Consider the following 19,840-nt stretch of genomic DNA (forward strand, 5'->3'; position numbering starts at 1 on the left):
CAGTAGCGGGGACGCGGCTAAGTCCAGTCGATTTCCCCGTGATCGGTTCTTGTCGTTATCGCCCCAGTCATCAGCCGATCACAAAACGCGACGACGTTCAGGCAGTCATATCGCGCGCTGGGCACGATCAGACCGTCATAATCGAGGAAATATGCGGCCTCGCCGATATCTTGCGACCTCGGATATTCGGCGTGCTTTTCCTGATACGAAAGCTGCCCGTAGCGCGAGGTGTCGAGGCCAAGGGTCTGCAAGGCGGCCAGGTCGAGCAGTCTGAGCGTCCGGGCCAAAGCAAGATCGATCTCGAATAGATTGTATCTGACACGCGAAGGGACCACTGGCTGCCCCCGCGTCAGGTGGAATCTCATCTCGCTCAAGGCACCTTCGCGCTCTTGCGAGGTGTAGAGCACGTCGAATGTTCCATCGTCCCAACGGCCACCGGAGCTCGAGCACTGGATCGGGCTGCGGCCCTGGCGCACCACACGCCAAACCGTTCCGGAGTATTCGACAGGAACTCTTGCCTCGATAGCGTCGATGAGCTGGCTATCGCGTCGTTTCCGCCCGGCGATCGCCAATTAGAGAAAGACCTCGTTCTCAAGCCGATCGATGACTTTGAGCACGTCGAGAGCACGGTCGTCGTGAATGAGATCTATCGCCCTTTCACCGTTCAATTGCGGGTGTCGAGCGTAAAGCCAGGTGCGGATATCGCTTGGCTCGTAGAATTCCTGCAGTCGGCCGACGATATAGTGCAGGTCCGATAGAATGAGCTCGCTGCGCGGCTGGGGCTTGATGTCGCCGGCCTTCCACCTCGAAACGGTGGCCTTGGACACGTCGGTGATGTTTGCAATATCGGTCCCCTTGAGACCGCCAAACGTGCTCAATTCGTCCAGGAATCTGGGAACCGCGTGCAACGCCGTAGCCATGTCTTCTCTCCGGCTTCCAAGCCAGCTTTGCCCATGCGTGTCAGCCCGACACTTTGACTGCATCGACGCATTTCGGTTTCACGAATGGAAAATATGAAACAGAGATGCTAATGTCAATTGCCGCTTCGGTTCGAGGGCATCCAGTGCCTGGTCGCTCAGGCCTGAAGCCGCGCCAGCTCTTCGGCGGTCAGATGGCGTGCCTTGCCCTTGGCAAGCTCGCCGAGTTGCAATGGGCCGATCGCGATCCGCACCAGGCGCAGCACCTCGATATCGTGGGCGCCGAGCAGCCGGCGGATATGGCGGTTGCGGCCCTCGTCGAGCACGATCTCCAACCAGGCGGTGCTGGTGCCACCGCGCAGCAACTCGATCGACCGGGCCGTCAGCAATTCGCCATCGACTGTCGCGCCGGCGCGCAACCGCACCAGCATGGCCTCGTCGGGCAGGGCGCCGATCTGCACGTGATAGGTCTTGGCGACATGCGAGGCGGGATCGAGCAGGCGCTGCGCGACGCGCGTGTCGTTGGTCATCAACAGCAGGCCTTCGCTGGCCTTGTCGAGGCGGCCGACCGGCGAGACGAAGGGCAGGTCTAGGCCTGCCAGGCAATTATAGACTGTGCCGCGGTCCTGCGGGTCGTCGCGGGTGGTGACCAGGCCACGCGGCTTGTTGAGCATCAGATAGACCTTGCGCTCGGCAGCGACGCGGCGCCCGTCGACCTCGATGCGGTCGCGGCCGGGATCGACGCGCATCGAGCCGTTGTGCACGATCTTGCCGGCGACCCGCACGCGGCCCTCGGCAACCAGAAGCTCCGCCTGCTTGCGCGAGCACAGGCCAAGCTTCGACAGCGCGCGGCAGAGGCTGACGCCGGGAGGCTGGGCCCCGGGGGCGGGGCGATGCCGGGCAATGTTCGGTCGCGGCGACATGGCGTTCGGTTCTCGTTACGCATTCCCAGTATAGTCGGCTGCCGGCTGTGTCCACGCAAGGACTGGATGTCGCCTCGGATGCATGCGGCGGTATTAGACGAGCCTTGCCAGCCTTGCGGCATCGCGTATGGCCAGCACGGCATCCGGATTGGTCACGGGATAGGCTGTGACGAAGCGCTCGACCGAAAATTCGGGGAATTCAGCTTTCAAACGGGCGGCAAACCTGGCGGCTTCGCCGGCCTCACCTATGGCCGCATGCGCGAGCGCCAGAAACATCAGCACGTCCGGCGACTCCGGCGAACTCCGGCGGAGCGCAGCAATGGCTTGCCGGTGTCTGCCGGCGGCGAACAGAATGCGGCCCTGCATTCCGAAATACCAGGGCGGGGCCAGCGGATTGAGGCGCATGGCACGTTCCATTAGCGGGATCGCCTCGGCCGGATCGCCAACGACAAGCGCCTTGCTGCCGGCAAGCAGCGCCAGTATGCCGGCGTGATTGAAGCCGTATTCGAGCGCGCGCCGGTGGGCGCGCTCGGCTCCTTCGAGGTCGCCAACGCATGCCCTGAGATTGCCAAGGCATGCGTGGGCGCAGCTGTCCGTCGGGTCGAGGCGCAGTGCGTTTTCGGCCGCCGTCCGCCAGTTCTCGATCGAGGTCAACACGTCGTCGCCAAAGCCGTTGCAGGCCTCGATCGAATAGGCATAGGCGAGTTCGGCCCAGCAGTTGGCGAAAGTGGGGTCAAGCTCCAGCGCGCGTAAAAACAGGCGGATCGCCTCCGCATTGCCGGCGCGGCTGAACGTGGTGTGCTGTTCGACGGCGAGCAGATAGCAGTCATAGGCGCGCAAGCTGGCCGGCGGCTTGCGGCGAACCGCGTTGCGGCCGACGGTGGCGAGGGTTCCGTAACTGCCGGCGAACACATTGATGATGCTTTCGGTCAGGTTGTCCTGCAGCGCGAAAATATCCTCGACCGCGCGGTCGTAGCGCTCTCTCCACAGGCTTACGCCGTTACGGGCATCGGCAAGCTCCATCGTCAGTCGAACCCTCTGGTCGTCGGCGCGCAACCGGCCTGATACGATATAAGTGACGCCGAGCGCCTTGCCGTCCGCGGCGAAATCGGCAGGCTTGCTGCCCAGCGATTTCATCGTGTGGAAGGCAATGACGGGCAGGCCGGCGTAGCGCGCCAGGTCGATGGTGATGTCCGACGACAGGCCGTCGGCGAAGCGCTGCCATCGCTCTTCGGAATTCAGGCATTCGATGGGGAATATGGCGAGCACCGGCGAGGCGTCGGACAAGGACGGAGCCGGCTGCGCGCCGGAGGCACCGGCAAAATACGCCGCAAGCCCGATCTTTGTACGCACGCCAAGCTTTTCGTAGATGGCTGCAAGGTGGGTGCGAACGGTGGTCGGGGCAATGAAAAGTGCATTGCCGATTTCTCGATAGGTCATGCCGGTTGCGAATTTTTCCGCGACCGCGCGCTCGCGACCCGACAAGGCATCGAGCGCCTGCGCTTTCGAAGCGTCGTTGAGCATCATGGTAGAACCCGTCCCCAGCGGAAGAATACTACAAATGCAGGAGGTCGAATACTGCATCTGTCCGATGCCGCCGCTGACGCACAAACTGCAAGGTCACCTGCAGAAACAGCAATAATCAGGGGGAGCTTCCATGCGTATTGTTTCGACAATTCTGGCATGCACGATGTTGAGTTTTTCCGCCGGCCCGTCGCCGTCGCTCGCAGGCGGATGCAGGCAGTTGCTGGAATCGGACGTGAAAATCGCCAGCATGCGTGTCTATGCAGACATCCTGGCCAATGCTGCCCGGAAGGGCTGGAACTACGCGCCTGAATCCATTGTCAGCGGCTCAAGGCGTCATTTCGAGGAGATGAAGCTTCAATTGGCGGCCGCCGGCTATGAGATCGTGCCCGTCAGCGCGCACCCACGCTGCACCACTCGAACGGGTTGGACCGACAATTCGAGCACGATGTCCGCGCCGAACGCCGACGGAAGCCCGAACCATCGCGCGCGGCACAGCCGAACCTGATCTCTCATCGATGCGCCGAAACGCACTCGGCGCAAGCTTGTCGAGGCATTGATATGTCAAAGGCGCAGGCCAACTGTCTGCTCCTGCTCGCCGCCGCCTTCTGGGGCTTTGGCAATGTCGCGCAGAAGACCGTGTTGGATCATCTCGATCCGCTCAGCGCCGTGGGCATGCGCTGCCTGATCGCGGGGCTGATGGCCGCGCCGCTGATGCTGCTTGAGCGGGGACGGAAATTTGGAGCCGGCTACCGGGCAAGCCTCGTCAAGGTCAGCCTGCTGTTTTCAATCTCCATTGCCATCCAGCAGGCCTCGTATCTCGGCACCTCCGTCACCAATGCGAGCTTGCTGGTGAACACGGCAACCGTGATCACACCGCTTGCCGCCTGGTTCTTGATCGGCGAGCGGCCGACCGGGACGGGTGCGCTTGCTGCTGCCACGACATTAGGCGGTGTCCTGCTGCTGTCCGGAGGCTTGGGTGCGGGCTTCCGCCAGGGCGATCTCGCTGCGATCGCTTCGGCCGCGTGTTACGCATTCTGGATGGTGGAGCTTGGCCGCCATGTGAAGACCTACGGTGCGCCAATCACCATGGCTACCGCTCAATTTCTCGGCGCGGCGATGATCACCCTGCCGCTCGGGGCGTTTCAAGGCAATTTGTCGCTGGCGGCCGTCCGCGACGCGGGCCCGGATTTGGCTGTGCTCGGCATTTTCTCGACTGGGGCCGCGTTTGGCATCCAGACATTCGCTCAACGTTTCACGTCGGCCAGCCATGCGGCCGTGATCGTCAGCGGAGAGAGCGTGTTCGGAGCGATTGGCGCCGCCATATTTCTGGGCGAGCGGCTAACGCCCGTGGGAGCAGTCGGTGCCGCAGCTATTTTCGGAGCGATCACCTTGCTGTCGCTTTCGGCCGACAAAACCGAAAACCGCAAGATGGCGGTGGCGGACTGAGGGACCCTGAGCTTTTCGCACGCTTCCGACGGCTCCATTCGATTTCAGCGCAATATCAGCATCCCTTCAGGACGCGGAGGCCCGCCGGCGCGATGCTCTCGGCAGACAAACCCCACGAGCAGCCATGAACATCGCCCTTACTGAGGATCTACTCGCCAGGATCAACCGCAAGATCGAAGATGCTGGCCCGGCGCCCGGGCTGCGCAGCCTCCAGGATCGTGACTATCTCGAGCTGCGAAAGCAGCTGCTTGCCGGGCGCGCCCGTGACGTCTGGGTGTTCGCCTACGGCTCACTGCTTTGGAATCCGTGCTTCGAATTCGTCGAGGAACGGCCGGCGGTCGTGCATGGCTGGCACCGGCGATTCTCGCTATGGCTGACCCGGTGGCGCGGCACGCGCGAGCGGCCGGGACTGATGCTGGCGCTCGACCGTGGCGGCAGCTGCCGCGGCGTCGTCTACCGTCTGCCCGACCAGGGTGTCGAGGCGGCGATCGACCGGCTGCTGCGCCGCGAGATGTCAGCCAACCCGCCGACCAACGTTCCGCGCTGGGTTTCGGTCCGCAGCAGCGACGACCATTTGCCGGCCATCGCCTTTGTCGCCGACCGTACCGGTCCGGCCTATGCGGCAGGCCTGCCCGAAGAAGCCACGGTCGAAATCCTGTCGCTTGCAGGCGGCCACATCGGCAGCTGCGCCGACTATCTGCGCCGCACGGTCATGCAGCTTGAAACCCGCAACATTCGCGACCGGACGCTGTGGCGGCTGCAGGGCAAGGTCGCGGCCTATCTGGAATCCCTGCCATCCGGCACGCCCGTGCCGGCGCCAACCATGGAGATCGATCATGCATGCGAAGGTTGAAGGACCGCTTCCGCAGGCCAGCCAGGCGAGGGAGGAACTGCACCGGGTCCTGTCGATGGGCAGCATCGGATTCTGCAGCGGCGACACCGTGCAGATGCTGCACTATCTCGACAGTCTGATGGCCTGCGAGGCGGCCAAGAGTCCCGCCGGAACGCGGCCGCGGCTGTGGCGGCGCCTTTCCGGCACTTTTCGGGCCTGCATCGTTCGGGCTGGCATCATTCAGGCTTGACCTTTAGCGGCTTCCGCGGCTCGATAATCGTAGCGCAATCCGGCGCGGCGATGGTGCAAGGGATTGGCACAGCAGATCGGCAGCGCGGTCCTCGATCTCGAGCGCGGCACGTTGCGGCGTGACGGCGAGATCGTTGCGGTCAGGCCAAAGACTTTCGACCTTCTTGCTTTCCTGGTGCGCAACCCCGGCCGTGTGCTGAGCAAGGACGAGTTGTTCGAAGCGGTCTGGCCGCGCACCACCGTCACCGAGGATTCGCTCACCCAGTGCATTCGCGACCTGCGCAAATGCATAGGCGACGAGGCGCAGAAGTTGGTTCGCACCGTCCCCCGGCGCGGCTACCTGTCCCAGCCCGTCGACGACATTTTGGCTGCTTCGCCGGCGCCGACCGCTGGAGCCGCTCGGGCCGGACGGCCGCCCGAGCCGATGGTCGCCCTCCTGCCGTTCTGCATCGACGCAGAGGATGGTATGGCAAAGCCGCTCTTCGACGGCGCGGTCGAGGAGATCACCAACGCGCTTTCCTACTTCAAGACCATTGCGGTGCTGGCGCGTCATTCAGCCTTCGCCCTCGCCGAATACTCCGACCAGGACATCTGGGCCACCGCCGAGCGTCTCGGGGTCGACTATGTTGCAGAAGGCGCTGTCGAAACCGCTGCCGGCGGCTATAAAGTTCGGATCGTGCTGACCGAAACGGCGTCCGGCCGGCGTGTCTGGGCGCAGTCATTTTCATTCACAATCAATGAGATTTTCGCTTTTCAAAGAACGGTCGCGCAACGGGTTGCGACGGCGCTGGTCGCCAACATAGAGAGTGCGGCGATGCGACGCGTATCCCCGGCAGCGGCCGCCAATGTCGAAGCGTACGTCCATATTTTGCGAGGCATTGCGCTGCTGCGCAGTTATGGCGAGGGGGTGAACCAGCAAGCGCGCGCGCATCTCATTCAGGCGCTGGAACTCGACCCGAATTCGGGACTCGCCCACGCCTATCTCGCTCTGGCGGACACGATCATCGGCGGGTACGGCGGTGCGCTGCGATCCGTGCTGGATCAGGCGCGCGACCGGGCCCTGCATGCCACCGCGCTCAGTCCCGACGAGGCGCGGTGCCACCGCATCCTGGCGTTGATCCTGCTCTATCGAGGCGATTTCGACGCGGCGGCGCGGCATTTTTCCCGAGCCCTGGACCTCAATCCCTACGATGCCGATACCTTGGCCCAGACCGGCTTTTTCCACACGCTACGTGGCAATGCGAAGATAGGCCTGGTGCTCCTCGACCAAGCCGTCGATCTCAATCCGATGCACCCGTCTTGGTACTATTTTGACCGGGGCGAAGCCCTGCTTCACATGGGTCGATATCGAGAAGCCGCCGTTTCGTTCTCCTGCCTGCCACGCAAGAGCGCCTGGGAATTGGCCCGGCTGGCGGCATGTTATGGCCTCGACGGCAACCTCGATAGGGCGCGCTCTTGCGCCAGGGAGGGAAGGCAACTCGAACCTGACTTGACTGTCCAGGCGATTATGGCAGACCTGCGCCTGCAGGGCGTCGATAATCGAGAGCGGATACGGACAGGCCTCGAACGCGCCGGTTGGGACGATCCCCTGCCGAAACGCGACTGAGGGGGTAAAGCCTGTTCTCAAATTCTGACCGAGTCGGCCAGCCGCCTTGGAGGCATGCGCCTTGCGGAGAGCGGTGTTGCAACGTCTTGATGTCGGCATGAAAACAGCCATGCCAGTTTGCCTGCTGGTCTGTCTGTTTACGTCGCCGGCGCATGCCGGCTGGCAGGCGGTCGAGAAGGTCGAGACCTATGCCATCTCAGGGCAATCCGGGCCGGAGCTCTATGCCTCGATCGGGGGGCGCGGGCCGCTGCTCGGCGAGCGCCGCGTCATTGCGCATACCAATTTCAAGCTGACCTGGGTGAGGGACTACGAGCCGCAAGGCGATGCCTGCGTGCTGGTGTCGGCGCGGCCGAAGCTGATCATCACCTACACCTTGCCGCAGCCGGCGGCGCGGCTGCCGGGCGCAATCCAGAAGAACTGGGAGATTTTCGCAGCCGGCCTCGCCGCCCACGAGAAGGTGCATGGCGCCAGCATCATCGACATGGTGCGCAAGATCGAGGCGGCCACCATTGGCCTGACCGTCGCCGATGACCGCGGCTGCAGCAAGATCAGGACCGAAGTGACGAGACGGCTCGCCGGAATTTCGCAGGCGCAGCGGCAGGCGAGCCGCGATTTCGACCGGGTCGAATTCGGCCCCGGCGGCAAGCTGCGGCAGCTTGTGTTCACGCTGATGACCGGGGGATGATCCTGCAGGGCTGCGGGGGCGGCGCAGGGATATCAGCTTTGCGGCCCTCACGCCTGCTCGGTCGGATAGAGCGTCAGGATGTTGACGTTGACCCGTGGCGGCTGGGTCACCGCGTACAGGATGGCGGCGGCGATGTCCTCGCTTTCCAGCTGCTCCATGTCGCCCAGCCTTTGCTCGACCGCCTGGCGCACATCGGCGCGCATATTATGGATGAACTCGGTCTTGACGGCGCCGGGCTCGATGCAGGTGACGCGGATGCCGTCCTTGCCGATCTCGCGGCGCAGCGATTCCGCCATCGCGCTCACCGCGTGCTTAGTGCCGGAATAAACCACCGAAGGGTGGATATAACGGCCGGTGCCGGACGAGACAACGACGATATGGCCGGCGCCTTGCCGCTGCATCGACGGCAGTGCCGCATGGATCGGATAAAGCAGGCCGAGAATGTTGACGTCGACCATCCGGCGGTACTCTTCGGGCGTCGTGTTGCGGAACGGCGCGGCGACGCCGACGCCGGCAACCGCAAGCAGAATGTCGAGCCGGCCGTACTCCTGCTGGACCCGTTCGATCATCGCGGTGGCTTGCGCTTCGTCGGTGACGTCGACGGTAATCGGCAGTGCCGCGCTGGCGGTCTCACGGATCCGCCTCGCCAGATCTTCCAGGCGCTCGGTGCGCCGCGCGGCAATCACAACGGTGGCGCCCTCGGCCGCCAGCGCCAAGGCGGTGGCCTCGCCGATTCCTGAGGAGGCACCTGTTACCAAGGCGATTTTGCCGCTCAGTTTTCCTGTCTGCATGTTTTTCTCTCCTGACGCTTTGGACACGCCGTGAAGCTAGGGCGCAGACTTTCGGGCAACAATGCTGGGAGTTCTTGGCACGATACGCGGCAGCGCCCCATCCCGCAGAATACGGCAAGCCAGGCAAATGTCCGCACAGTTTTCGTTGAGTAAACGAGCGGGGCTTGACGTGACTGGAGCTGTTGCGTCTTGATACGGGGGCTGCGGGGCTTCGCATGAAAACAGCTGATCGACTATGTCTGCGGGTGGCTTGTTTGCATGCGACGCGCTTGCATGCACTCTGGTGACCGAGCGCAAGATGAAGGTCCTCGTCGTCTATTGCCATCCATGCACCGACAGCTTCAATCGTGCCGTGCGCGATACCGTGCTGGAGACGCTTGCCGAAAGCGGCCATCAGGTCCACCTGCTCGACCTCTATGCGACCGGCTTCGATCCAGTCATGCGGACCGAGGAATGGCGCGGTTACCACGACAAGGCGGCGAACCTGCAACCGGTGCACGAACACGCGCAGGAGCTGCTCTGGGCGGAAGCGGTCGTCTTCATCTATCCGACCTGGTGGTACGGCCTGCCGGCGATGCTGAAAGGCTGGCTGGAGCGCGTGCTGGTGCCGGGCTTCGCTTTCGAGATGCCGACCGCTCGACGCGGCCCGCGGCCCAAATTGCGGCACATACGCCGGGTGATGGCAATGACCACATGCGGCGCCACGCCATTGATGTCGTGGATCATGGGGCAACCCGGCCGACGGACCCTGCTGCGCGGCTTCCGCTCCGTCTGCCATCCGCTGTGCCGAACCAAATTCGTGGCGCTCTACCGGATGGACAGCGTCTCGGCCGCCGGACGCCAGACGCATCTGCAGCGGGTCAGGAAAGCGCTTGCCGGTTTTGGCCGCGCTGATGCGATCACCGCAGCGGTGCCTGGCTGATTTGCCCGGGCGGGCCGCCGACAGGCAACGCAAGTTGACTCTCTTCGTCATTTCTGGAATTTTGGAAATATGGATAAGACACTCGCGCTTTCAGCGCTTGCCGCGCTCGGGCAGGAAACCCGGCTGGACGTTTTTCGCCTTTTGGTGCGGTCCGGTGCCGAGGGCGTCGCTGCGGGCGAGATCGCCTCGCGGCTCGCCGCGTTCCCGAACACGATCTCGGCCCATCTCAAGATCCTGTCGCATGCCGGCCTGGTGCGGACCGAACGCGAGGGCCGCAGCGTGCGCTACTTTGCCGATATGACCGGCTTTCGCGATCTGCTGGCCTACCTCATGGAGGATTGCTGCGATGGCGCGCCGGAACTTTGCCAGCCTGTGATCCAGGCTGTGACCTGCAACTGCTAGCGAGATGAGCTCCGGTATGGCCAGTCTTTCCCGGCGTCTTGTTGCCGAGGCCCTCGGCACGGCTCTGCTGGTCGCCACCGTGGTCGGTTCCGGCATCATGGCTGACAAGCTCAGCGACGACGTCGCCGTCTCCCTGCTCGGCAACACCTTGCCGACCGGGGCGATCCTGGTCGTGCTGATCACCATATTCGGGCCGATCTCCGGAGCACACTTCAACCCGGCGGTGACGCTGGTATTTGCGCTTCGACGTGAGATCGAAACGAATGCAGCGCTGGCTTATGTCGCCGCCCAGATTGCCGGCGGCATCGCCGGAACGTTGCTCGCGCATGCGATGTTCGAACTGCCGATCCTGCAAGTGTCGGCAACGGTGCGGACCGGAGGCGGGCAATGGATTGCCGAACTGGTCGCCGCCTTCGGGCTGGTCTTCACCATCCTCGCCGGCCTGCGTTCTCGCCCGGATTCGATCCCCTGGCTGGTCGGGCTTTATATCACCGCCGCCTACTGGTTCACCGCATCGACATCCTTTGCCAATCCGGCCGTCGCCATCGCCCGAGCCTTCTCCAACACTTTTGCCGGCATCCGTCCCGCCGATCTGCAGGGCTTCATCGCCGCCGAACTTCTGGGCGCGTTGCTCGCCATGGCATTGGCAGGGTGGCTGCTCGCCCAACCGAAACCAGTCGGACAGATGAAAGCTGCGCAATGACCATCACCATCTACCACAACCCCGATTGCGGCACCTCGCGAAACACGCTGGCCATGATCAGGCAGTCCGGCGAGGAGCCTGAGGTGGTCGAATATCTGAAAAACCCGCCGTCGCGCGAAAAGCTGGTCGAGCTGATCGCCGCGATAGGCATGACGCCGCGCCTATTGCTGCGCGAAAAGGGCACGCCCTATGCCGAACTCGGCCTGGACGACCCGAAGTGGAGCGACGACGAGATCCTCGATTTCATGCTGGCGCATCCGATCCTGATCAACCGGCCGATCGTGGTGACGCCGCTCGGCACTATGCTCGCCCGACCCTCCGAAGCCGTGCTCGATATCCTGCCCAATCCGAATATCGGCTCGTTCACCAAGGAGGACGGCGAGGTCGTCATCGACGCCGGCGGCAAGCGCGTCGCGTAGATATTGGGCTTATTTCGATCTTTGTCGAAATTCTCTTGACGTGCAGCGATTCTGGAAATAACTTATTTCCATGAAACTCGAAAAAGCAGCCGCACAGCTTGAAGCCCTCGGCAACCCTACGCGGTTGCAGCTCTATCGCACGCTGGTGCGGGCGGGCGATGACGGGCTGCCGGTCGGGCGCATCCAGGACAGGCTCGGCATCGCCGCCTCGACGCTGTCGCATCACCTCAAGCGGCTGGTCGACACCGGCCTGGTGACACAGGAGCGCCAGGCGACGACGCTGATCTGCCGGGCCAACTATCCCGCCATGAACGGGCTCATCGGATACCTCGCGGACGAATGCTGCGCCGACGCCACCTGTGTGCCGGCATCGGCGGAAGCGGCCGCCAAAACGGCGGCGTGATTTTTTTGGCGTTATAATTCGAAATTACCGGAAGGATGGAAGATATGGAAATGATCGAAAGGCTCCCTGTCGCGGTGATCGGCGCCGGGCCGGTCGGTCTGGCGGCAGCGGTCCACCTCATCGCGCAGGGCATTCCGGTCAAAGTCTACGAAGCCGGCAATGCGGTTGCATCCAACCTCAGGGATTGGGGCCATGTCCGTGTGTTCACGCCCTGGCGCTATTGCGTCGATCAGGCGGCCAGAAACCTGCTCGAGGCGCATGGCTGGCGGATGCCGGAGCCCGAAGCATTCCCAACCGCAAACGATCTCGTCGCGGATTATCTCGAGCCGCTTGCAAAACTTCCGCAATTGTCGCCGTCGATCGAAACCGGCGCCCGAGTCGTCGGCATCTCGCGCTGGGGCGCCGACAAGGTGCTGAGCAAGGAACGCGAGAACCGGCCGTTCATGCTGGCGGTCGAGACTGCCGATGGTACAAGACGCGACAGCGCCCGTGCCGTCATCGATGCTTCGGGAACGTGGCAAATGCCGAACCCGCTCGGCGCCGGCGGAATTCCTGCAGAAGGCGAAGCCGAGTTTGCCGACCGCATTGTCTACGGTATCCCCGATATTCTCGGCCGCGACCGCAGCCTTTATGCCGGCAAGACGACGCTGGTTGCCGGCTCCGGCCATTCGGCTGCCAATGCGTTGCTGGATCTCGCCAGCCTGGCAAATGTGGAGGCCGGCACGGCTTTCATCTGGACCACGCGCGGCACCGACCTGGTGCGCATCTATGGCGGCGGCGATGCCGACCAATTGCCGGCACGCGGCGAACTCGGCGCCGAAGTGCGCGAACTCGCCGAGAGCGGCGGCGTCAGGCTGGTGACGGGCTTTGCGGCTGTTTCGATCCGCGATGCCAACGGCCGGCTGGTCGTCGAAGGCCAGACCAGGGACGGTTTGCAGGCGCTTGGCCCGGTCGACCGCATCATCGCCGCGACCGGACAGCGCCCCGATCTGTCGCTGACCCGTGAGCTTCGGCTCGAGCTCGATCCGTGGCTGGAAAGCGTCAAGGCACTGGGACCGTTGATCGATCCCAACGAGCACTCCTGCGGCGACGTGCCGCCGCACGGCCACCGTGAGCTCAGCCATCCCGAGCAAGGCTTCTATACGGTTGGCATCAAGAGCTATGGCCGTGCGCCGACGTTCCTGCTGCTGACCGGTTATGAGCAGGTCCGCTCGGTCGCCGCGGCGATCGCCGGCGACATGGTTGCGGCCGACAATGTCCAGCTTGTGCTGCCCGAGACCGGCGTCTGCACCGTGCCGCGGATCGGCGTGGCCGAAAAGGCTTGCTGCGGCGGTCCGGCGCCGGCACCGGTGGATGCCTGCTGTGTCGCCGACGCCGAGGCGAAGGCGGTCGGCAAAGGCGGCTGTGGCTGCCGCGTCGCGGCATGAGCCTTTCGCCGCCTTCGCCGGTTATCTTGCGCAGCCGCGGCGCGATCATCACCGCGCTCGGCCTGACGCAGATCATGGCGTGGGGATCTTCCTACTATCTTCCCGCCGTCATTGCGCCGGCGGTCTCCTCCGATACCGGCTGGCCGCTGGCATGGGTTGTCGGCGGCCTGTCTCTCGGCTTGCTCGTGGCCGGATTGATCTCTCCGCGCGTCGGGTCGTCGATCGAGCGGCATGGCGGCCGCAACGTCCTGGCGTTCAGCGCTGGATGCATAGGGGTCGGCCAGGTTGGCCTGGCCGTTGCCCCCAACCTTGCGGCGTATATCGCTGCCTGGCTGGTCATCGGCCTGGGCATGGGGGCGGGGCTCTACGATGCCGCTTTTGCAACGCTTGGCCGCCGCTATGGCCATGGCGCGCGCTCCGCCATCACCACGCTGACGCTGTTCGGCGGTTTTGCCAGCACGATCTGCTGGCCGATCTCGGCCTTTCTGCTGGGGGAAGTCGGCTGGCGCGGCACCCGCCTGGTGTACGCGGCTGTTCAGTTGGTGATTGCGCTTCCGCTCTACCTGGTGATCCTGCCCCACGAGGTGCCGCAACCGCCAGTCGAACCGGGATTGAACCAGGCGAGGCCGGCCCTCGAAGGCAATCCCGATCCGTCGATCATGATCGTTCTGGCCGCGACACTTACGCTTGCAGCGGTGATCTCCTCGACGCTGTCGGTGCATCTGCTCACCATCCTGCAAGGCAGCGGCATGGCGCTGGCCGCTGCCGTCGGGCTCGGCGCGTTGGTCGGCCCGTCCCAGGTGGCGGCGCGTGCGATCGAGATGACCATCGCGCGCTATCACCATCCGATCCTGACCAAGTTCGCCTCGGTTACCTTCGTCGCGATCGGCGTTTCGGCGCTCTGGGCCGGCATGCCGGTCATCCCGCTGGCGCTCGGCTTCTACGGCGCGGGCATCGGCCTCGAATCCATCGCGCGGGGGACGTTGCCGCTCGCGCTGTGCGGCTCGAACGGCTACGCGAAGCTGATGGGCCGCCTCGCCATGCCGAGCCTGATCGCCCAGGCGGCGGCACCCTCGGCCGGCGCATTGCTGCTGGAGCAATTCGGCCCGCATGGGACGTTGGCCGCGCTTTCCGGCCTTGCGCTGGCCAACGTCATCCTCGCATGCGGCTTGGGCTGGCGGATGCTCCGGCGCCAGCAATCACAGGTTCAAACCCGATAGGATTTCGACCTGCGGTCAGTGCTTTCAACTAGAGAGCGGGAGATCTTCCAAGGGATCGACAAGGAAGGACGCGGCAATCAGATCGTCCGCGTCGAGGCGCAGGGAGCCTTCGGCGCCGCTCATGATGGCGGCAACCTTTTGAAACGTCTTGATCTCGTGCTCGGTAATCTGGGCAGTTTGCATTCTGGATTTGAGGTCAGCAACGCGCAGCCCCAAACTGTGGGATATTCCGATTTTACGGTTCGACATGGTAAGATGCTCCTCCCCGGCCCATGTTTGTTTGCCACCCGCCCTTATTCGCATTTCCTCCGCCTGCCTAAATATGAGGCATCGCGAATATAGCGCCCGAACGTCCGATGCAAGGGAAGGTTCCGGCGCGCAGAGGTCACGAAATAATAACACGAAGGAAGCAGGGCCTACGGTCCGGCCGGAGGTAGGACTTAGGTACGACGCCGCGCCGGACAGAGGGCTCCCGGCGGCTTATCGGCTGGCGAGGACCATGCGGTTGCCTTCGCTGTCGCGAAACTCCGCCACCGTGCGCCCCGGCTGCCACGTCGCCTCATGCGGGTCGGTAAGGATCTCGACGCCGTCCGCCTTCAACGCCGCGATCATTGCTCCGACATTTTCGTCGACCAGCACCAATACGGGCTCCGCGCCGGGGGCGTCGTCGGCGCGCCTGGTGAAATGCAGGTTCGTCACGGCATACGGAAAGGCCAGCTCGATCCAGCGCCAGCCGTCATCGCCCATCTTCTGGTCGGCCATGACCTGACAGGCGAGATGCCTGGTGTAGAACGCCTTGGCGCGGTCCTGGTCGAACGCCGGTAGCTCGGCAAACTGGATATGCATGATCGTCGCTCCTGCTTGATGGCTGCCGCGCAGCCGCCCACGCGGGAAAGACGATGCGGGCGACCGAAAAGATTCTTCGGCAAGGAGAATCTTTTTGGCGCAGCCGGTCGTCCTTCGTTCATACCAACCAGTCAGGAGACGACAATGGACTACGCACTCATTCGATACGGCGTGAACCAAGCCGACCTGAACGACAACCGCGCGCTGGTCGAAAAGGTGTTCGAAGCGCTGGGCGAGGCGGCGCCGCCGACGGTGCGCTATCTCGTGCTCGAATTGGACGACGGCTCGTTCGTCCACATCGTTGGCCAGGACGGCGATTCGTCGGCGCTGACCGGGCTTGCCGCCTTCAAGGCATTTGCGGAAAACCACGCCCAGCGCCGTTCGACCCCGGCAATGCGATCACCTGTCAAAGTCATCGGCAACTATCGTATGCTGGCGGATCAGAAGGCGGGATAGTGCCTGCATGCCGCTCGCGCAGAAATGGGACGCTACGCCGAAAATGAACAGGGCGACTTTGGAGGCGATGCTCGTCGGGTTGCGGCCAAGGCTGCATCGCTACTGCGCGCGCATGGCCGGCTCGGTGATCGACGGCGAGGACATCGTCCAGGAGGTGCTGATCAAGGTGCTGCAGGCGATCGACGGCGGCGCCATGGTCGAACGGCCGGAGCAATGGCTGTTTCGTATCGCCCACAATGCCGCGCAGGATCACCTGCGGCGGCGCCATCGGGAAAGGTCGCGCATGACCGAGGCCGACATGAGCGTGATCGAGGATCCCTCCGGCAGCGCCGACAGCCGGCTCGCCGCCCAGACCGGCCTGCACTCCTTCATGCAGCTTTCGGTGCCGCAGCGCAGCGCCGTGATCCTGGTCGACGTGCTCGGCCTCAGCCTGCAAGAAACCTGCGAGGTTACCGGCGCGACGCTCGCCGCCACCAAGGCCGCGCTGCATCGCGGGCGGGCGCAGCTCAAGCTGCTGGCGCTGCAGCCCGAACAGGCGCTCGCCCCGAGGCTCGACGCCGATGACGAGCGCCGGCTGCGGCGCTATGTCGACCTGTTCAACGCGCGCGACTTCGACGCGGTCAGGGCACTGATCGCCGAGGACGTCCGGCTCGATGTCGTCAACCGCGTCCGCCTGCGCGGCAAGGCCGAGGTGTCGACCTATTTCGGCAATTACGACCGTATCAGCGACTGGACATTGTCGCTCGGCTTCGTCGACGGCAGGCCGGCGATCCTGATCCGCGACCCGCAGGCGGCCGACGGCACCGTGCGCGGCTTCATGCTGGTCGAATGGGCGGGCGATCAGGTCATCCAGATCCGCGACTTCCGCTATGCGCCCTGGTGCCTGGTCGACGCGGAGATTGAAACCGTGGACGGGTGAGGGGCCGGAGACATATCAGACCTCCGGCCGTTCCGGACGACACTGAGCATCATGGCATCAAAGGCGCCGAGGAACTTTGAACTGTCGCATCCGTTTACCGGCTATCCCGTCGGGAGAGTTCCGCCATGAATGTCAGCGATGAAAGGACTGTATCCCTTTGGGCGGCAACCGAAGTCGCGCCTGATACGGTTCCGCTCGAGCGGAGTGAACAGGTCGATGTCGTGGTCGTCGGGTCTGGAATTGCCGGACTGTCGGTCGCGTACGAGTTGGCCAGTGCCGGGCAAAAGGTGGCGGTGCTCGATCGCGGCCGGATCGGAAGCGGCATGACGGCCCGCACCACCGCGCATTTGTCATCGATCTGCGACGACTATTTTTCGGAACTGATCAAATTGCGCGGCGAGGAACTGGCGCGGATTTACTACCAAAGCCAGTCGGCCGCTATCGACCGTATCCAATCGATCCAGGAAGCGGAGGGTATCGCGTGTGATTTCCGCCGGCTCGACGGCTTTCTGTTTCCGGCGTCAGGCAGAAAGGAATCCGTTATCGAGCGCGAACTGGACGCCGCTCGGGAAATCGGAGTCGGCGTCGAGAAAATCGTGGGCGTGCCGCTTGCAGGCTTTTCGGACGCGCCCGTCCTTCGTTACGCCGATCAGGCGACATTTCACCCGCTCAAATATCTCCGCGGGCTTGCTGCCGGCATTCGCGCGCGCGGCGGCGCGCTTTATGCGGAGACCATCGTCGACAAGGTCGAGGAGACCGACGGCGGCGTGCGCGTAAGCACGGTCTCGGACTTTGCCGTGTCTGCCAGATCGGCCGTTGTCGCCACCAACTCGCCGATCAACGATCGGCTCGCGCTCCATACCAAGCAAGCACCCTATCGGACCTACGCGATGGCGTTCGAGATCGCCCACGACGTTTTGCCGGATGCACTCTATTGGGACACGCTGGATCCCTATCACTACGTTCGGCTGCAGCCTGGCGAAGGCAAGGCCGACTTTTTGATCGTCGGTGGTGAAGACCATAAGACAGGGCAGGCCGACGATGCCAACGATCGCTTCGCGGCCCTGGAGGCCTGGATCAAGAAATTGGTGCCCGATATCGGCACCGAAACCAACCGATGGTCGGGGCAGGTGATGGAGACCGTCGACTATGCCGGGTTCATCGGCCGCAATCCTGGCAACCGGCATGTCTTCGTGGCTACCGGCGATTCCGGCCAGGGCATCACTCATGGGGTCGTCGCCGGCCAATTGATTTCCGACCTGATCCTGAAGGGGGAAAGCCCTTGGCGGGAACTTTACGAGCCCTCCCGCAAGACGGCACGCGCGATCGGCGATTATCTGGTGGAGAATGCGACAGCGATCAGGAGTTTTGCCGAGTATGTCGCGCCTGGCGAAATCGATTCCGCCGATAAGCTGCGGCCGGGAGAGGGCGCTATCGTCCGCGAGGGACTTACCAAAGTGGCGGCTTTCCGCGATGAGGACGGCACGCTCCACAAGCGCTCAGCCTCATGTACCCATGTCGGCTGCCATGTCCATTGGAACTCGTTGGAACGCTGCTGGGACTGCCCCTGCCACGGCTCGCATTTTGCCGTCGACGGCACGGCCTTGAACGGACCGGCCGTGTCGCCGCTGACTCCAGCCGGATAGTCTTTTCGAGATCGCCATCGCCAGACGTTCGCCCCGGCCGGGCGGCTCACAATTCCTTTTCGGCCAGTTCGCGAAAGGCGTCGGGAACCGACCGCTGTAGTCCGAGCGCGACCGAGGCGTAGCCGACCGCCTCCCAGCCGAAGCGGTCGCGGATCTTGTCGACGGCGCGATCCGCGGTCCAGCGCGCGGCGCCCTTGCTGGTGCCGGGGCGGCGGCGGTCGTCGTCGAGCCCGAGCGGCAGTTCCAGTTGCAGGCCGGCATGCTGCTCCAGCTGCGAGACCGCGACCGCCAGCAGCGAGATGGTCTTTTCGTGCGGATAGTCGATGAGCACCTTGCGCACCAGCGCCTCGGCGATTTCGGCCAGCATGGCGGTTGCCGATATCGGCTGGTCGAGCGTGATCGAGCGCGTCACCGAGCGCAAATCGGCAAAGCGGACGCGAACCGTCACGGTGCGGCCGGGCCTGGATTTCGCCCGCAATCTGGTGGCGACCCTGTCGGCCAAATGCAGCAAAGCGGGCACGAAGACCTGCTCTTCGGCCGGTTTGCGGCCGAGCGCCGACTGCGCGCCGGCCGATCGCGCGCGGCGCTGCGTCTCGAGCTTGCGCGGATCGCGGTTCCACGCCAGCGCGTTGAGTTTCTCTCCGGCCGCCGGCCCGAGCAGGCGCTCCAGCGCTCCACTATTGGTCTTGGCCAGCTCGCCGATGGTGTTGACGCCGATGCCGGCCAGCCGCTCCCTGATGACCGGGCCGACACCCCACATCAGCTCGACCGGCAGGTGGTGCAGGAACTCCAGCTCGTGGCGCGGATCGACCACCACCAGCCCGTCGGGCTTTGCGACCTGCGAGGCGATCTTGGCCAGATGCTTGGTGCGGGCTACGCCGACCGAGATCGGCAAGCCGAGCTCGGCCCGCACGCGGCGGCGGATCTTGCCGGCGATCTCGGCCGGCGAGCCGAACAAATGGGTGCAGCCCGCGACGTCGGCAAAGGCCTCGTCGATCGAAATCCGCTCGACCAACGGCGTGAAATCGCCGAGCACTTGAATAGCCGCATCGCCCAGCCGCTGATAGTCCCTGAAATGGCCGCCGACGAAGATGAGTTGCGGGCAGAGTTCCCGCGCCCGCCGTCCCGGCATACCGCCGCGCACGCCGAACGCCTTGGCTTCATAGGATGCGGCAAGCACCACCCCGCCGCCGACGGCAATCGGCTTGCCGCGCAAGGCCGGGTCAAGCAATTGTTCGACCGAGGCATAGAAGGCATCCAGATCCGCGTGGAGGATGTTGGCGTCCATCCGGCCCGTTCGCCCGCGGCGGTTCGAACGCCGCATTATCTCGAGTTGTGGTGGGAACATAAAGAGAACATTGTGGGCGGATTGTCAAGCAGCGCGGAGGGGCAATCGCTTCAGGTTGGCGCCGCCCCTCATCGCCCTGCTGGGCACTTCTCCCCGTATGGTGACGGGGAGAAGGACGCCTTCGTCGATGGTTTCGCCAATCACCAAAGTTGC

24 protein-coding genes are annotated in these 19,840 nt (G+C 64.0%); 16 read left to right on the top strand and 8 right to left on the bottom strand.

Features of this window, described 5'->3' with window-relative positions:
- Positions 1–17: 17 nt before the first annotated feature.
- The 4 genes from AC0L2P_RS22855 to AC0L2P_RS22870 form a co-directional block, all read right to left on the bottom strand.
- Positions 18–479 (bottom strand): RES family NAD+ phosphorylase, encoded by a 462-nt coding sequence (locus AC0L2P_RS22855; RefSeq protein ID WP_473504441.1) that lies wholly within the window; start codon positions 477–479, stop codon positions 18–20.
- A 93-nt stretch (positions 480–572) separates the two neighbouring features.
- A complete protein-coding gene (locus AC0L2P_RS22860; protein WP_473504255.1) occupies positions 573–920 on the bottom strand; it encodes a hypothetical protein in 348 nt (115 codons plus the stop codon).
- Positions 921–1,075: 155 nt separating this feature from the next.
- Positions 1,076–1,840, bottom strand: coding sequence for a pseudouridine synthase (locus AC0L2P_RS22865; RefSeq protein ID WP_473504257.1), 765 nt, complete (start codon positions 1,838–1,840; stop codon positions 1,076–1,078).
- Positions 1,841–1,933: 93 nt separating this feature from the next.
- Positions 1,934–3,367, bottom strand: a complete 1,434-nt coding sequence (locus AC0L2P_RS22870) for a LuxR C-terminal-related transcriptional regulator (RefSeq protein ID WP_473504258.1) — start codon at positions 3,365–3,367, stop codon at positions 1,934–1,936.
- A gap of 217 nt (positions 3,368–3,584) precedes the next feature.
- Here AC0L2P_RS22870 and AC0L2P_RS22875 point away from each other — a divergent pair, with 217 nt between their 5' ends.
- From AC0L2P_RS22875 to AC0L2P_RS22900, 6 genes are all read left to right on the top strand, one after another.
- Entirely contained in the window at positions 3,585–3,872 is a 288-nt protein-coding gene (locus AC0L2P_RS22875; protein ID WP_473504260.1) for a hypothetical protein, read from the top strand.
- Between the two features lie 53 nt (positions 3,873–3,925).
- Positions 3,926–4,813 carry a DMT family transporter gene (locus tag AC0L2P_RS22880; RefSeq protein WP_473504262.1) on the top strand — a complete coding sequence of 296 codons (888 nt, stop codon included), beginning with the start codon at positions 3,926–3,928 and terminating at the stop codon, positions 4,811–4,813.
- Positions 4,814–4,937: 124 nt separating this feature from the next.
- Positions 4,938–5,666, top strand: coding sequence for a gamma-glutamylcyclotransferase (locus AC0L2P_RS22885; RefSeq protein ID WP_473504264.1), 729 nt, complete (start codon positions 4,938–4,940; stop codon positions 5,664–5,666).
- Positions 5,650–5,895 carry a hypothetical protein gene (locus AC0L2P_RS22890; protein ID WP_473504266.1) on the top strand — a complete coding sequence of 82 codons (246 nt, stop codon included), beginning with the start codon at positions 5,650–5,652 and terminating at the stop codon, positions 5,893–5,895. The genes AC0L2P_RS22885 and AC0L2P_RS22890 overlap by 17 nt, the downstream gene beginning before the upstream one ends.
- A 111-nt stretch (positions 5,896–6,006) precedes the next feature.
- Positions 6,007–7,500, top strand: coding sequence for a winged helix-turn-helix domain-containing protein (locus tag AC0L2P_RS22895; RefSeq protein WP_473504443.1), 1,494 nt, complete (start codon positions 6,007–6,009; stop codon positions 7,498–7,500).
- Positions 7,501–7,609: 109 nt separating this feature from the next.
- Positions 7,610–8,185, top strand: a complete 576-nt coding sequence (locus tag AC0L2P_RS22900) for a DUF922 domain-containing Zn-dependent protease (RefSeq protein WP_473504445.1) — start codon at positions 7,610–7,612, stop codon at positions 8,183–8,185.
- Positions 8,186–8,232: 47 nt separating this feature from the next.
- Here the strand turns inward: AC0L2P_RS22900 and AC0L2P_RS22905 are convergent, their stop codons facing one another.
- On the bottom strand, positions 8,233–8,976 hold the full coding sequence (locus AC0L2P_RS22905; protein ID WP_473504268.1) for an SDR family oxidoreductase: 744 nt from the start codon (positions 8,974–8,976) through the stop codon (positions 8,233–8,235).
- Positions 8,977–9,259: 283 nt separating this feature from the next.
- Between AC0L2P_RS22905 and AC0L2P_RS22910 the strand changes: the two genes are divergently transcribed.
- The 7 genes from AC0L2P_RS22910 (at position 9,260) to AC0L2P_RS22940 (ending at position 14,472) form a co-directional block, all read left to right on the top strand.
- On the top strand, positions 9,260–9,898 hold the full coding sequence (locus AC0L2P_RS22910; RefSeq protein ID WP_473504270.1) for an NAD(P)H-dependent oxidoreductase: 639 nt from the start codon (positions 9,260–9,262) through the stop codon (positions 9,896–9,898).
- Positions 9,899–9,967: 69 nt separating this feature from the next.
- A complete protein-coding gene (locus AC0L2P_RS22915) occupies positions 9,968–10,300 on the top strand; it encodes an ArsR/SmtB family transcription factor (RefSeq protein ID WP_473504272.1) in 333 nt (110 codons plus the stop codon).
- A gap of 16 nt (positions 10,301–10,316) precedes the next feature.
- Positions 10,317–11,003: an aquaporin gene (locus AC0L2P_RS22920; protein ID WP_473504274.1), complete on the top strand. Its 687-nt coding sequence runs from the start codon at positions 10,317–10,319 to the stop codon at positions 11,001–11,003.
- On the top strand, positions 11,000–11,422 hold the full coding sequence (gene arsC, locus AC0L2P_RS22925; RefSeq protein WP_473504276.1) for an arsenate reductase (glutaredoxin): 423 nt from the start codon (positions 11,000–11,002) through the stop codon (positions 11,420–11,422). Before AC0L2P_RS22920 ends, arsC begins: the two co-directional genes overlap by 4 nt.
- Positions 11,423–11,492: 70 nt before the next feature.
- Positions 11,493–11,825, top strand: a complete 333-nt coding sequence (locus AC0L2P_RS22930; RefSeq protein ID WP_473504278.1) for an ArsR/SmtB family transcription factor — start codon at positions 11,493–11,495, stop codon at positions 11,823–11,825.
- A gap of 50 nt (positions 11,826–11,875) precedes the next feature.
- Complete coding sequence (locus AC0L2P_RS22935) at positions 11,876–13,252, top strand: NAD(P)-binding domain-containing protein (protein ID WP_473504280.1); 1,377 nt, start codon at positions 11,876–11,878, stop codon at positions 13,250–13,252.
- Positions 13,249–14,472, top strand: coding sequence for an MFS transporter (locus AC0L2P_RS22940; protein ID WP_473504282.1), 1,224 nt, complete (start codon positions 13,249–13,251; stop codon positions 14,470–14,472). Before AC0L2P_RS22935 ends, AC0L2P_RS22940 begins: the two co-directional genes overlap by 4 nt.
- Before the next feature lie 24 nt (positions 14,473–14,496).
- Here the strand turns inward: AC0L2P_RS22940 and AC0L2P_RS22945 are convergent, their stop codons facing one another.
- Both AC0L2P_RS22945 and AC0L2P_RS22950 read right to left on the bottom strand, forming a co-directional pair.
- Complete coding sequence (locus AC0L2P_RS22945; protein ID WP_473504284.1) at positions 14,497–14,721, bottom strand: hypothetical protein; 225 nt, start codon at positions 14,719–14,721, stop codon at positions 14,497–14,499.
- Between the two features lie 231 nt (positions 14,722–14,952).
- A complete protein-coding gene (locus AC0L2P_RS22950; protein ID WP_473504286.1) occupies positions 14,953–15,318 on the bottom strand; it encodes a VOC family protein in 366 nt (121 codons plus the stop codon).
- A gap of 144 nt (positions 15,319–15,462) precedes the next feature.
- On the opposite strand from AC0L2P_RS22950, the gene AC0L2P_RS22955 reads away from it, so the two are divergent.
- The 3 genes from AC0L2P_RS22955 to AC0L2P_RS22965 all read left to right on the top strand — a co-directional run bounded on the left by AC0L2P_RS22955 (position 15,463) and on the right by AC0L2P_RS22965 (position 18,339).
- Entirely contained in the window at positions 15,463–15,774 is a 312-nt protein-coding gene (locus AC0L2P_RS22955) for a hypothetical protein (RefSeq protein ID WP_473504287.1), read from the top strand.
- 7 nt (positions 15,775–15,781) lie between these two features.
- The gene (locus AC0L2P_RS22960; RefSeq protein WP_473504289.1) at positions 15,782–16,693 is read left to right on the top strand and encodes a sigma-70 family RNA polymerase sigma factor; all 912 of its coding nucleotides are present in this window, start codon (positions 15,782–15,784) and stop codon (positions 16,691–16,693) included.
- A 125-nt stretch (positions 16,694–16,818) separates the two neighbouring features.
- Entirely contained in the window at positions 16,819–18,339 is a 1,521-nt protein-coding gene (locus tag AC0L2P_RS22965) for an FAD-dependent oxidoreductase (RefSeq protein ID WP_473504291.1), read from the top strand.
- 46 nt (positions 18,340–18,385) lie between these two features.
- On the opposite strand, the gene dinB is transcribed toward AC0L2P_RS22965, so the two are convergent.
- Complete coding sequence (gene dinB / locus AC0L2P_RS22970; protein WP_473504292.1) at positions 18,386–19,627, bottom strand: DNA polymerase IV; 1,242 nt, start codon at positions 19,625–19,627, stop codon at positions 18,386–18,388.
- Positions 19,628–19,840: the final 213 nt, after the last annotated feature.

The organism is Mesorhizobium sp. WSM4836, from assembly GCF_055811815.1.